Genomic DNA, 12,703 nt, shown 5'->3' with positions numbered 1-12,703 from the left:
CTTAGCCAATGCGCGGGAAGGCTAGTCTATCCCCATTTCAGCGTGGCGACGCTCCAGCGCGTCCCAGATCAGACCCGGCGTATCGGTGCCGTTGAACTTGTCGATGGCGACAATGCCGGTCGGTGAAGTGACATTGATTTCGGTGAGCCATTCGCCCCCGATCACGTCGATACCAACGAATGTCAGCCCGCGCCGTTTGAGATCAGGCCCCATCGCGTCGCAAATTTCCTGCTCGCGAGGTGTCAGCTGCGTTGCCTCTGCGCTGCCGCCTTGCGCGAGGTTGGAGCGGAACTCGCCTTCGCCCGGCTTGCGGTTGATCGCGCCTGCAACTTCGCCATCGACCAACACGATGCGCTTGTCGCCCTTGGACACGCTGGAAAGGAAGGGCTGGACCATATGCGGCTCTGGCCAGGTCTGGTTGAAAACCTCGAACAGCGCCGAGATGTTGGTGCCGTCTGCATCGATCCGGAAAATCGCCTTGCCGCCATTGCCATGCAGTGGCTTTACCACGACCGCGCCGTGCTCTTTCTGGAACTCGCGCACATCGTCCAGCACCCGCGTGATCAGCGTGGGCGGCATGAAATGCGCATAATCGAGGACGTACATCTTCTCCGGCGCGTTCACGACTTCGCGCGGGTCATTGCTTACCAGCGTCTTGCCCTTCAATCGGTCCAGAAGCAGCGCCGAACTGATGTAGCCGAGGTGGAACGGCGGGTCCTGCCGCATCAGAACCACGTCGATATCCTGCGCCAGATCGATCCGTGCCAATGCCCCGGCATCGAAATGATTGCCTTTTACGCGCTGCACGGTGACGGGTTTCGCCCATGCGCATACCTTGCCGTCCTGCCAGCTGAGCGAGGTGACGTCATAGTGCCAGACGCTATGCCCGCGTTCCTGCGCAGCGAGCATCAGGGCGAAGCTGGAATCACCAGCAATGTTGATGGATTCGAGAGGGTCCATCTGGACGGCGACGCGAAGACTCATGTGAATTCCTTATGGCATCCAGGCGTTTTCGATGTGGCGAGGCGGGGTGCCGGGTGCAAGCAGGATTACGTCGACGCGCAGATCCTCGCCATTCTCCGCATATTCGTGCGCTACCGCTTCGGCGGCGGCGGCAACCCTGCGAAGGCGGTATTCGTCGATTGCGAAATCGAGATCCACCGGCCTGGCGCGCCATTTGACTTCGATGAAGGCAATCAGCCCATCACGTTTGCCGATAAGGTCGATCTCACCCGCTTTCACTTTGACCCGCCGGGCGACAATCTCCCAGCCCTGTTCTTCGAGCCAAGCTGCAGCTTCGTTCTCCGCTGTGCGCCCGCGTGCCTCTGCTGCCTGCCGCTTCATTCGCCTTTCAGTTCCATTGCGCGGGCATAAAGCATCTTGCGATCGAGCCCTGTGGCCTTTGCGACCTGTGCAACAGCCTTCGATGCCTTTTCGGTAGCCAGCAGATCACGCAGCATTGCGTCGGCATCATCGGCATTGGCTGCCACTTCGGGCGGCGGACCGACGAGCAGGACGATCTCACCCCTTGGAGGGTGCGCCGTGTAATGTTCGATCAGTTCCTGCGCGCTGCCGGTGCGGCATTCTTCGTAAATCTTTGTCAATTCGCGGGCGACGGCAACTTCGCGTCCGGGCAGGATTTCATCAATTGCCGCAAGACTCTTGGTGAGCCGCGGCGCGGTATCGAAGAAGATCAGTGTTGCCTCGATATTGTCCAGTTCACCCAGCATGTCGCGCCTGGCCTTGTCCTTGTTCGGCAGGAAACCGGCAAACAAGAATCGGTCATTGGGCAGGCCCGACAAGGCCAGCGCCGTCAGCGGGGCGTTCGCACCGGGGAGCGCAGTGATGGGGATTCCCGCAGCTTTTGCGTCATTTACCAGCCTGTATCCCGGATCGGAGACCAGCGGCATTCCCGCATCGCTGACCAATGCCACGGCCTTGTCCCGCATCGATTCGACAAGGCGCGCACGGTCGTTCGGGGCCGAGTGGTCGTCATACCGCCAGAGCGGCTTGGAAATGCCCAGATGGCGGATCAGCTTCTGGGTGACCCGCGTGTCTTCACAGGCAATTCCGTCACACCGTGCCAGCACCTCGCTTGCCCGCACGGTGATGTCGCCAAGATTGCCAATCGGCGTGGCAACTATATAGAGGCCGGGAGAGAGAGGGTCGCCGTCATGGGTCACGCGCGCCTCCTTGGACGAAACATAGCGGAGACGGCAAGCATGTTCGGTAATTTGAAGCGCCTCTTGGTGGCGGGTCTTGGCAGTATAGCGCTGGCGGGCTGCGCAGTCATTCCCGATAGCGGGATGGCAGATCGCGCACCTCCGGTTGCAGACGCGCCGGTTGCAGGCCCGAGCGCCGATGTCCTCCCGACCGACAATGAACGTCACCGCGTGGCCCTGCTGGTGCCGCTGTCGGGCGCAAATTCCGAAGTCGGACAGTCGATTGCCAATGCGACGACGATGGCCTTGCTCGATACCGGCGCGGAAAACCTGCGCATCACCACTTATGACACCGCTGGCGGCGCTCGTGCTGCTGCAAGCCGGGCAGTCAACGACGGTAACCGTCTGATCCTTGGCCCGCTGATGGGCGACAATGTCGGTGACGTGCTGTCGGTAGCGCGACCGGCCGATGTTCCGCTGCTCGCATTCTCGAACGATACAACCGTAGCTCGCAACGATGTCTTCGTGATGGGCCATATTCCTGAACAGTCCGTCGAGAGGACCGTTGAATTTGCGATTTCGCAGGGTGCGCGCAATTTCGCTGCGCTTGCACCGCGTGGTGACTACGGCAACCGCGCACTTACGGCGCTTGATCGCGCCGTGGCGCAGCATGGTGGCAGGGTTGTCACTGTCGAACGTTATGATCGCGGGAATACCTCGATCCTGAGTGCCGCAGATCGCCTCAGGCAAACCGGCGGTTACGATACCGTGCTTATTGCAGATAACGCCCGCCTTTCCGCGATGGCAGCCCCGCGACTGAAGAGCGCAGGCGATACCCTGCCGTCGATCATCGGGACAGAACTGTGGAGCCGCGAAGACGCGCTTACGCGCAACGCAGTTATGCGCGGCGCATGGTTTTCAGCCGTATCGGATGACCGCTATCGCCAGTTTGCTGACAGCTACACCTCGCGTTTCGGCAGCCAGCCCTTCCGCATTGCCACACTCGGCTATGACGCGGTCCTGCTTACCTTGCGCCTCACGCGCGACTGGCGGCCCGGGCGTGAGCTTCCCGAAGGCTTGCTAACCGATGATGGTGGCTTCCTCGGCCTGGATGGGCCGATCCGCTTCCACAGCAATGGTCTCGGCGAACGCGCGTTTGAAGTGCGGCAGGTGGGCAATGGCGCTTTTAGCGTGGTCGACCCGGCACCCGGCGGCTTCTAGGTCGGATAACCCCGCGAGTTCGCTTGTAGTCTGCGATTCCACGGGCCTATAGCTTCCTGCATGAGCGACGATCTGTTTGAAAAACTACCGTCTGCGGGCGGCGATTACGATTCCTCCTCCATCGAGGTGCTCGAAGGGCTGGAGCCTGTGCGCCGCCGCCCGGGCATGTATATCGGGGGCACCGATGATCGCGCACTGCACCATCTCGCAGCCGAAGTGCTCGACAATGCCATGGACGAAGCGGTGGCGGGCCATGCCAACCGCATCGAAATGCACCTGGACGAAGGCAACCGGCTGACGATTTCGGACAATGGGCGCGGCATCCCGATTGACGAGCATCCCAAGTTTCCCGGCAAATCCACGCTCGAGGTGATCCTCACCACTCTCCACTCTGGCGGCAAGTTCTCTGGCAAGGCTTACGCCACCAGCGGCGGCCTGCACGGGGTCGGCGTCTCGGTCGTCAACGCACTTTCCCGCGACACGCGGGTGGAAGTGGCGCGCAACAAGGAAGTATACGCACAGGAATTTGCCAAGGGCCTCGCCAAGGGACCGATTGCAAAAGTTGGCGATACGCCCAACCGGCGCGGCACCACGGTCACATTCGTTCCCGACAGCGAGATTTTTGGCGATCGCATGTTCAAGCCTGCCCGGCTGTTCAAGCTCGCACGATCAAAGGCCTATCTGTTTGCCGGAGTCGAGATCCGCTGGAAATGCGCGCCGTCGCTCGCATCCGAAGATGTGCCCGAAGAGGCCGTGTTCCAGTTCCCCGGCGGCCTGGCAGATCATTTGAAGGAGCAGGTCGGCGCGCGTGAATGCGTGACGGCAGACTTCTTCACCGGCAGTCAGGACTTCCCCGAGGACAATGGCCGGGTCGAGTGGGCGGTCGCCTGGCCTTTATGGTCCGATGGATCGACGAGTTGGTATTGTAACACCGTGCCGACGCCCGATGGCGGAACGCACGAAGCTGGCCTGCGCGCCGCCTTGACCAAGGGCCTGCGCGCCTTTGGCGAACTGACCGGCACGAAGAAGGCCAAGGATCTTACCGCGGACGATGTGATGACCGGCGCGGAGATCATGCTCAGCGTGTTCATCCGTGATCCGCAATTCCAGAGCCAGACCAAGGATCGCCTCACCAGTCCGGAAGCGGCACGCCTTGTCGAGAACGCGGTGCGCGATCATTTCGACCACTTCCTCGCTGACAATATGGAGCGTGGCAAGGCGCTGCTCGGCTCCGTCATGGAGCGCATGGATGAACGGCTCAAGCGCAAGCAGGAACGCGAGATCAAGCGCAAGACTGCGACCAATGCGAAGAAGCTGCGCCTGCCTGGCAAGCTGACCGATTGCAGCGGCGAGACCGATGCCGAAACCGAATTGTTCATTGTCGAGGGCGATTCCGCTGGCGGCAGCGCCAAGCAGGCGCGCAATCGCAAGACGCAGGCGATCTTGCCGATCCGCGGCAAAATCCTCAACGTAGCCAGCGCCACGACCGAGAAGATCCGCGCCAACAGCGAAATCGCCGATCTCAGCCTCGCGCTGGGTTGCGGGACGCGCAAGGATTGCGATGCCGAAAACCTGCGCTACGACCGTGTCGTCATCATGACCGATGCCGATGTCGACGGCGCGCATATCGCGACATTGCTGATGACATTCTTTTTCCAGGAAATGCCCGATCTCGTCCGCAACGGGCACCTCTACCTGGCGCAACCACCACTCTATCGCCTGACCGCAGGCAAGGAGAGCCTCTACGCCCGCGATGATGCACACCGCGCGGAAATCGAGGCGGGTCCATTCAAGGGCAAGAAGGTCGAGGTCAGCCGGTTCAAGGGTCTCGGCGAGATGAACCCGCAGCAATTGCGCGAAACCACGATGGACCCGGCCACGCGCAACTTGGTGCGTATCACCCTTCCCGAACACAATGAGCAACGCTTCGCGGTGAAGGAACTGGTCGATCAGTTGATGGGCCGTAATCCTGAGCACCGATTCAACTTCATCCAGAACCGCGCGGGCGAAATCGATCGCGAGATGATCGACGCGTGATCGAACCGGGTGAGCAGGACGACCGGCAAATCCATACCGGTCGACGCTCGCATACACGTTTCGCAATCATCCGGTCGCGGCTCGAAGGATTTACGCCGCCAGCCGGCCCAGCAAGCTGGCTCTACGAATTTGTCCTGTTCGGATTCAAGCAGGCGTGGGCCTGCCTTTTCGGAGCCTTGCTGCTCGCTCTCCTGCTGGCGACGCACCTGTTTTATCCCGATGACGCAGCGCTGGAGCGGTATGACTTTCTCACAGTGGCAGCGCTCGGAATCCAGATCGCCATGCTGGCTTTTCGGCTCGAGACCTGGGATGAGGCGAAAGTAATCCTCGCATTTCACGTGGTCGGCACGATCATGGAAATCTTCAAGACCGCAGTCGGCTCGTGGGTCTACCCCGAAGACGCGTTCCTGCGCATTGGGGGTGTGCCGCTGTTCTCGGGCTTCATGTATGCATCTGTCGGCAGTTATATCGCCCGTGTCTGGCGCATCTTCGATTTTCGCTTCGAACCGTACCCGACACCCTGGCTCACGTGGCTGTTGGCCATCGGGGTCTACATCAACTTTTTCGCGCATCATTACCTGCCGGACATTCGCTATGCGCTGTTTGCCGGGATTGCCCTGCTGTTCTGGCGCACGCGTGTATACTTCACCGTCTGGCAGCAGCCTCGCTGGATGCCGCTGTTGCTCGGCTGGTTGCTGGTCGCTGTCTTCATCTGGTTTGCCGAGAACATCGCTACGTTTGCAAACGCGTGGACCTATCCCGATCAGGAAAATGGCTGGCAGATGGTTTCGCTCGCCAAGCTCGGATCATGGGTGCTCTTGATGTACATCTCCTTCGTGCTGGTGGCAGCCGTTGCCGGTCCGCGCGCTCGAGACGCCGAAAAATCTTCAAAGTTTTCTTAACCAAACTTTCCTATCCCCCAGCCTTGTCCAGTTGGGAGAAAGTCGCATGGCAACGCGGCCTATTTCGGATGATTGTGGGAATGCGGAACGCCGCAGCACTTTCCTTGCGCAGTTGAAAGACCCGTCGCGGGCGCTCGTTTCACCAATGGTGGATGCGCTGCTCTTGTGGGGTGCGCCGCTGGCGGTGATCGCATCCATTGCCGTCTGGCTGAAGGGGACCGAGCTGGCCTTCGGTGCTAGTGCAACCGAACTCTCTGTCTACGTCTTCTTCTTTGCAACCATGATCACTTACGGCCACCTCGTCGCCGTGGTGCCGCGCGCCTATTTCAATCCCGACGTGTTCAACGCCAATCGCTTCCGCCTGACGGTTGTGCCGGTCGTGCTGATAGCTGCACTTATCATTTCGCCGACCGTTTTCATTATCGCAGGAATCGTGGCGTTTTTCTGGGACGTGCATCACAGCGCGATGCAGACCTTCGGCATTGCGCGGATTTACGAATTCAAGGCGGGTAACGGGCCGAGCTGGCTGCGCCGGACAGACCTCTACCTGAATTGGTTGCTATATGTCGGGCCAATTTTCGTCGGGGCTTCCTTCCTCCTCCATGCCGAGCAGTTGAGCGGCTTTGCCGAAACACCGCTCACATTCCTCGCCACGGCTCCTGGTTATCTGGAAGCAGGTCACGGCCAGCTCCGCCAAGTCGCGCTGGCTATCTGGGGTGTAGGGATTGCATGGGCCGTGGTGAATTACGGCAAGGCGATGGCGGAAGGTTATAACCCGCCCGCGCACAAGATCGGCCTTGTCGTGAGCACTGGCGCGGTGACATTCCTCGCCTGGGGCTACCTTCCCCCGCTGATTGCTTTTGCCACGATAAACATCCACCATGCGCTGCAATATTACGTCATCGTGTGGATGCAGGAAGGCAAGCGCATGGCGACATTGTCGCGGCTTGGCTCACGCGGTGCTTTTGCGTTGTTCGTGCTGTTCACCGCGGTCGTCGCGCTTGGCTATGACATGGCAACGAGGCTGGATTCCCGCTTGTGGCTGGTGCCTTTCCTTGCCTGCTCGCTGCTGCATTTCTGGTATGACGGTTTCGTCTGGTCCGTCCGGAAGAAGTCCGTGTAACCAAACGGGTAGTTGGTCGATACCGGCATTGACCTGACGGTTGATCCCCCTGCATGGTCGTGCGGTCGTTGACCGGAGGATTACCCAATGCGCGCCGCTTTGCTTGCCCTGCCCGCCCTCTTGCTCACACCTAATGCAACATTCGCACAAGAGCCGCAGGACGCCGCTGCACAGCAATCGCTCGTCGAACAGCGCGCGCAGGATATTCTCGCGGTAATGCGCGGAGAGATGGCCTATGATGCTGTCTTTGCACAGGCATTCCGCGATCAGGTGGAACAGGCCCAGTTCGATGCGATCAGTGCGCAATTGCAGGCGCAGTTCGGCCCGCTTGTGGGTGTCGAGAGTGTGATCGAACGATCCGCCACCGCTGCCGAATTACAGATCAGGTTCGAACGCGGTCTGGCGAGCGGCAATCTGAACCTTGAAGAAGCAGCGCCGCATTACGTGAACGGCTTCCTGCTTACCGGTGTCGAGCCGCTCAATGACAATGTCGAGGCGCTGCTTGAAGATATCGCCGCATTACCCGGCGAAGCAAACCTGCTGATCATGCCGCTTGGCACAGGCGAGCCTGTCGCGGCGCATAATGCCGATGTTCCGATGGCACTCGGTTCTACCTTCAAGCTCTATGTCCTTTCCGCCCTCGCCCAGTCGATTGCAGCGGGTGAGCATAGCTGGGGTGAGGTTGTCCCGCTTTCGCAGACGAGCTTCCCGAGCGGGATCTTGCAGGACTGGCCCGAAGGCGCGCCGGTTACCCTGCACACGCTGGCGACACTGATGATCTCCATCAGCGACAATACCGCTACCGATCAGTTGATCTCCGTGCTCGGGCGCGATGCCGTGGAAGCCGAAGTTGCCGCATCGGGCCACTCCGATCCTGCATTGCTCAGCCCTTTCATGATGACGCGCGAACTGTTCGTGCTGAAATCCGGGACGGACGGCGAAACCGACGCCTATCGAACATCCGACACGCCTGGGCGCCTCGCCATGCTGGAAAGCCTCGCCGACATCGACCGGACGCAAGAAGCGATCATGGCTGCCTTTACTGGCGGGCCTAACGCCATCGACCTCGAATGGTTTGCGTCTGCTCGTGATGTTGCCGCCATATTCGATCGGCTTCGCGGCGACGAGACTGCTCTTGGCGTCATGGGGATCAATACGGCGATGGCCGATGCCGAGCTTGCGAACTGGGCATACGTAGGTTTCAAGGGCGGATCGGAGCCGGGTGTGCTTAACTTCAGCTACCTGTTGCAGGACGCACAAGGCGATTGGTCGGTTGTGACATTGGGCTGGAACAATCCTGACGCAAGCGTCGATCAACAACAGTTCAACCTGCTCGCCATGCGTGCAATTGCGCTTGCACGATAGGTTGCAGGCCGCGCGGAAAACCGCCATCCGGAGAGAATATGGCAGAGCCAGAACAGTTTGACGAAGACGACCAGGAATCCGCTCGCAGAACCGGCAAATTTGTCTGGATCGCGCTCGGCCTGGTCGCCGCCATTGCTCTTGCGGCATTCGGCGGGAAAATGCTGGGCGAATTTGCCGGCCTGTCGCAGGGCGAGGTAACGGCGGTCGATGGCTCGCAAGCTCCTGCGCCGACCGATGAGCCAAGCGCGCCAGTGCTAACTCCGGTAGAGCCTGACCTCCCGCCCACCGATCCGACAGAAGTGAATATCGCTACATCGCTAGCGCCCGACAGCGGGATTCGAGCGATCGGAATGGGTGAGTGGCTGCGGCAAGAGGATTTTCCGCGTGAGTTGTTTGGCGGTGAACCCGTCAACGGCGTTATCGCCGCCTACCTGACGGTCGTTCCCGAAGGATCGGTGACCCGTTGCACCATTGGCAGCAGCAGCGAGGTCGAGCCGCAACGCTTCCTGCGCCCTGCTGCTGTCGGCGTATGCCGCGCGCTGCGCGAACGCGCGCGGTTCGAGCCATACGCCGCTGCGCCGCGTCCGACGATCTCCCCGGTAGCTGTGCCCACGGCCACTTCGAGTGATCCCAAGCAAGAGGCAGACCCGGCACAGCAGAATAGCCCGACTATACTAGCGGCGCCGCCAGTCGACGAACGCGAGGTGTTCGTGCGGGTAGCATTCAGGACAGCCCAACCGCCAGCTGCTTCAGAATAACGAGACACAGGCCCTGCGTGGAGTAGCGATTGCCAAGCCGGCTCAATAAAGCAGCAGCTCTGCCACTTCCTCACGCCAGCGCGCTTCGTCGGGAGCGGCAAGTTCTTCGAGATCGCGCGGCGCGGCGTCACTGTCATCGACCCATTCGCGCAAGGATGGCCCGCCGTTGATCACGTCGATAGCCAGCACGTCGTTCGTGTACTCGTATTTGAAGTCGGTGCCGCGCCACAGCGAGTAATTAGGGTTAAGGCTGCGGATTGCCTTGAATGCGAGAGCCTGCAGGCGCCACGGGCGAAAGGCCTGATGCGCGTAGAACGGGCCCTCGGCATGGATCATCAGCCCGTTGCAGAGTTGGCCAACGTGCTTGTGGAATGTCGGCTCGAACCAGCATTCGCGAAGCGCGCAGCCCTTTAGCCATTCGGGCGCAATGCGCTGCATTTCAGCAAGCACGGCCTTGGCATCCACATCGGGAGCCCCGAACAGCACCTCGAGCGGGCGCGTGGTACCTCGCCCTTCGCTCAACGTCGCACCTTCAAGCATGACAGTTCCAGCATAGGCTCGCGCCATGTTGAGGCTGGCAGCATTGGGACTCGGATTGATCCAGATGCGGTTGTCCGGCCAACCTTCACCCGGCCCTTCCGGCAACCAATGGTGCATCGTGATGACGCGGTAATCGACGTCCAGATCGAAGTGGCGCACGAACCATTGCCCCATTTCGCCCAGCGTCAGCCCGTGGCGCATCGGCATGGCAGCAGCGCCGACAAAACTCTCGAAACCCGCTACCAGCAAAGTCCCTTCGACCGGGCGTCCTGCCGGATTCGGCCGATCCAGCACCCAGACAGTCTTCCCGTGTTTTGCTGCTTCTTCAAGCAGGTAGAGCAAGGTGGTAACAAAGGTATAGATGCGGCAGCCAAGGTCTTGCAGGTCAAACAGGAAGACATCCGCGCTCGACATCATCTCGCCTGTGGGTCGGCGGACTTCGCCATACAGGCTGAATATCGGGATCTTGTAAAACGGATCGATCTCGTCCGCCGTTTCGACCATATTGTCCTGCTTGTCGCCCTTCAGCCCGTGCTGCGGGCCAAAAGCGCTGGTCACATTGATACCCGCAGCGATCAGCCCATCAAGGCTGTGCGTCAGGTCGGCGGTAACCGATGCAGGATGAGCGACGAGCGCAACGCGCTTGCCCTCAAGAGGTTTTCTCAGCTCGGGTTCGGCAAGGAGCCGGTCGATTCCAAATTTCATGCAGCGCGGGTTCGCGCAAGTCCGGCTGTGAAGCAAGTGGGATCGTGGAAATCCGGCTCTTCCTTGTTATGCGCCAGGGCCCAATAGCTCTTCACTCCGCCCTCTTCCTCAAGCACGGCAGCCAGGCCGATGGCACATGGCGGACCCGGCAACTGAAGACGCGGCAAGGCGGCATCGAAGATCGAGATCGAGCGTCCGGTGCGGATGGTGCACTCCGGCTCGCGGGCAAATTCACGCGGCCGCATACCTTCGCGGTAGTCGTCGAAATCATAGGCAGCCCAGCGTTCGGATGGCGACATGTTGAATTCGCTGTACGACTTCGAACCATCCTTGGGCATGATGAAAAGTTCGAAGCAGGTTGTCTGCCACAACTCGTCCTTGCGCCCGCGGCCGGCAAATGGCGGGACGACAAGCTTTTCGGATCCGTCCACGCGCCAGCGCACGCGCATCCACGCGTCCGTCATCGACAGGATTTTCGCCTCTACGCGGCGGATTGATAGTGGTGGTTGCGAGGCATGTGCGACCAGTTCATGCGTTTGCAAGCGAAGTTCCCCGTGCTACGCGCCCCCGGGTTTGAACAATTAGGCGCCAAATCCCCCGACATGACGACATACGAATCAGATTTGCTGCAACTGCTCAATGAGCGCGGCTATGTCCATCAGATGACTGACGCTGCGGGACTAGATGCCCTCGCAGCGCGGCAAGTCGTGCCGGGGTACATCGGATTCGACGCAACCGCCCCATCCCTGCATGTCGGGTCGCTTGTCCAGATCATGATGCTGCGACGTTTGCAGCAAGCCGGGCACAAGCCGATTGTCCTGATGGGCGGCGGCACAACGCGCATTGGCGACCCGACCGGCCGCGACGAGAGTCGCAAGATGCTGACTGACCAGACTATTGCCGAAAATATCGCGGGCATTCGAACCGTGTTCGAAAAGCTGTTGACCTTCGGTGACGGCCCGACCGATGCCGTGATGGTGAATAACAATGATTGGCTCGGCAAACTTGGCTACATCGAATTGTTGCAGGAAGTTGGCACTCATTTCACCGTCAATCGGATGCTGACCTTCGATTCGGTAAGACTCCGGCTTGATCGAGAGCAGCCGATGACCTTTCTCGAATTCAACTACATGATCCTGCAGGGATATGATTTCCGCTATCTCGCGAAAGAGATGGACGTGCGCCTGCAGATGGGCGGAAGCGATCAGTGGGGCAATATCGTCAACGGGATGGAACTCGGTCGCCGGATGGACGGAACCGAACTTTTCGGTCTTACGACCCCGCTGCTCACCACCGCTGATGGCGCCAAGATGGGCAAGACTGCGGCGGGCGCAGTGTGGCTCAATGAAGAACAGCTACCGGCTTATGATTTCTGGCAGTTCTGGCGCAACACCGATGACCGCGATGTGGGCCGTTTCCTCAAGCTGTTTACCGACCTTCCGCTCGAGGAAATCGCCCGCCTCGAAGCGCTCGAGGGTAGCGAGATCAATCAGGCCAAGGTCGTGCTGGCAAATGAAGTCACAAAACTGGTACGCGGAGATGATGCAGCTTCATCGGCTCGTGCGACGGCAGAACAGACCTTTGCCGGCGGCGGTATGGGCGAAGACCTGCCCACGCTCGATATCCCGGCAGAGGGTATGCGCATTGGCGCGGCGCTGACAGCACTGGGCTTCACCGCCTCCAACGGGGAAGCCAAGCGCAAGATTGCTGAAGGCGCGGTCAAGCTGGATGACGCTGCAATTGCCGATCCGGGTTATTTGATCGAAGCACCTGCCGAAGGTGCTGAATTGCGCCTGAGCCTTGGCAAGAAACGGCACGCTGCCTTGCGAAAAGGTTGATTTTACAAAATATCCACCATTTTGCTCCATATCCCGGATCAACCGATCAAAG

Annotated in this window: 12 protein-coding genes; 7 read left to right on the top strand and 5 right to left on the bottom strand. The window is 60.1% G+C overall.

What is annotated here, in order from left to right; genetic code table 11:
• Positions 1-21: 21 nt before the first annotated feature.
• The 3 genes from gshB to rsmI are packed head-to-tail and all read right to left on the bottom strand — an operon-like array spanning position 22 to position 2,183.
• Positions 22-984 (bottom strand): glutathione synthase, encoded by a 963-nt coding sequence (gshB, locus tag AAC850_RS05615; RefSeq protein ID WP_340587697.1) that lies wholly within the window; start codon positions 982-984, stop codon positions 22-24.
• A gap of 9 nt (positions 985-993) precedes the next feature.
• Complete coding sequence (locus tag AAC850_RS05610; RefSeq protein WP_340587695.1) at positions 994-1,344, bottom strand: YraN family protein; 351 nt, start codon at positions 1,342-1,344, stop codon at positions 994-996.
• Positions 1,341-2,183: a 16S rRNA (cytidine(1402)-2'-O)-methyltransferase gene (gene rsmI, locus AAC850_RS05605; protein ID WP_340587693.1), complete on the bottom strand. Its 843-nt coding sequence runs from the start codon at positions 2,181-2,183 to the stop codon at positions 1,341-1,343. Before rsmI ends, AAC850_RS05610 begins: the two co-directional genes overlap by 4 nt.
• 39 nt (positions 2,184-2,222) lie before the next feature.
• Between rsmI and AAC850_RS05600 the strand changes: the two genes are divergently transcribed.
• From AAC850_RS05600 to AAC850_RS05575, 6 genes are all read left to right on the top strand, one after another.
• Positions 2,223-3,383, top strand: a complete 1,161-nt coding sequence (locus AAC850_RS05600) for a penicillin-binding protein activator (RefSeq protein ID WP_340587692.1) — start codon at positions 2,223-2,225, stop codon at positions 3,381-3,383.
• Positions 3,384-3,443: 60 nt separating this feature from the next.
• Positions 3,444-5,420 (top strand): DNA topoisomerase IV subunit B, encoded by a 1,977-nt coding sequence (gene parE / locus AAC850_RS05595; protein WP_340587690.1) that lies wholly within the window; start codon positions 3,444-3,446, stop codon positions 5,418-5,420.
• The gene (locus AAC850_RS05590) at positions 5,417-6,322 is read left to right on the top strand and encodes a DUF817 domain-containing protein (protein WP_340587689.1); all 906 of its coding nucleotides are present in this window, start codon (positions 5,417-5,419) and stop codon (positions 6,320-6,322) included. Before parE ends, AAC850_RS05590 begins: the two co-directional genes overlap by 4 nt.
• Positions 6,323-6,368: 46 nt before the next feature.
• Positions 6,369-7,445: a hypothetical protein gene (locus AAC850_RS05585; protein ID WP_340587687.1), complete on the top strand. Its 1,077-nt coding sequence runs from the start codon at positions 6,369-6,371 to the stop codon at positions 7,443-7,445.
• Positions 7,446-7,532: 87 nt separating this feature from the next.
• Positions 7,533-8,810, top strand: a complete 1,278-nt coding sequence (locus AAC850_RS05580; protein WP_340587685.1) for a serine hydrolase — start codon at positions 7,533-7,535, stop codon at positions 8,808-8,810.
• 38 nt (positions 8,811-8,848) lie between these two features.
• Positions 8,849-9,568, top strand: a complete 720-nt coding sequence (locus AAC850_RS05575) for a hypothetical protein (RefSeq protein WP_340587683.1) — start codon at positions 8,849-8,851, stop codon at positions 9,566-9,568.
• 42 nt (positions 9,569-9,610) lie between these two features.
• Here the strand turns inward: AAC850_RS05575 and AAC850_RS05570 are convergent, their stop codons facing one another.
• On the bottom strand, positions 9,611-10,813 hold the full coding sequence (locus tag AAC850_RS05570; protein ID WP_340587682.1) for an exo-beta-N-acetylmuramidase NamZ family protein: 1,203 nt from the start codon (positions 10,811-10,813) through the stop codon (positions 9,611-9,613).
• Positions 10,810-11,355, bottom strand: coding sequence for a DOMON-like domain-containing protein (locus AAC850_RS05565; protein WP_340587681.1), 546 nt, complete (start codon positions 11,353-11,355; stop codon positions 10,810-10,812). The genes AAC850_RS05570 and AAC850_RS05565 overlap by 4 nt, the downstream gene beginning before the upstream one ends.
• Before the next feature lie 60 nt (positions 11,356-11,415).
• On the opposite strand from AAC850_RS05565, the gene tyrS reads away from it, so the two are divergent.
• Positions 11,416-12,651 (top strand): tyrosine--tRNA ligase, encoded by a 1,236-nt coding sequence (tyrS, locus tag AAC850_RS05560; protein ID WP_340587680.1) that lies wholly within the window; start codon positions 11,416-11,418, stop codon positions 12,649-12,651.
• The last annotated feature ends 52 nt before the right edge of the window (positions 12,652-12,703 follow it).

The organism is Erythrobacter alti, from assembly GCF_037996805.1.
Taxonomy (GTDB): Bacteria; Pseudomonadota; Alphaproteobacteria; order Sphingomonadales; family Sphingomonadaceae; genus Alteraurantiacibacter; species Alteraurantiacibacter alti.
Note: the sequence above shows the minus strand (reverse complement) of the source record. Positions and strands in the feature narration are given on the sequence as shown.

What these genes read in the sequence shown, in the direction of transcription:
- AAC850_RS05600 (WP_340587692.1), top strand. Translation starts at nt 2,223, where the DNA reads ATGTTCGGTAATTTGAAGCGCCTCTTGGTGGCGGGTCTTGGCAGTATA.
- AAC850_RS05570 (WP_340587682.1), bottom strand. Translation starts at nt 10,813, where the DNA reads ATGAAATTTGGAATCGACCGGCTCCTTGCCGAACCCGAGCTGAGAAAA.
- AAC850_RS05580 (WP_340587685.1), top strand. Translation starts at nt 7,533, where the DNA reads ATGCGCGCCGCTTTGCTTGCCCTGCCCGCCCTCTTGCTCACACCTAAT.
- AAC850_RS05585 (WP_340587687.1), top strand. Translation starts at nt 6,369, where the DNA reads ATGGCAACGCGGCCTATTTCGGATGATTGTGGGAATGCGGAACGCCGC.
- tyrS (WP_340587680.1), top strand. Translation starts at nt 11,416, where the DNA reads ATGACGACATACGAATCAGATTTGCTGCAACTGCTCAATGAGCGCGGC.
- AAC850_RS05610 (WP_340587695.1), bottom strand. Translation starts at nt 1,344, where the DNA reads ATGAAGCGGCAGGCAGCAGAGGCACGCGGGCGCACAGCGGAGAACGAA.
- AAC850_RS05575 (WP_340587683.1), top strand. Translation starts at nt 8,849, where the DNA reads ATGGCAGAGCCAGAACAGTTTGACGAAGACGACCAGGAATCCGCTCGC.
- parE (WP_340587690.1), top strand. Translation starts at nt 3,444, where the DNA reads ATGAGCGACGATCTGTTTGAAAAACTACCGTCTGCGGGCGGCGATTAC.
- gshB (WP_340587697.1), bottom strand. Translation starts at nt 984, where the DNA reads ATGAGTCTTCGCGTCGCCGTCCAGATGGACCCTCTCGAATCCATCAAC.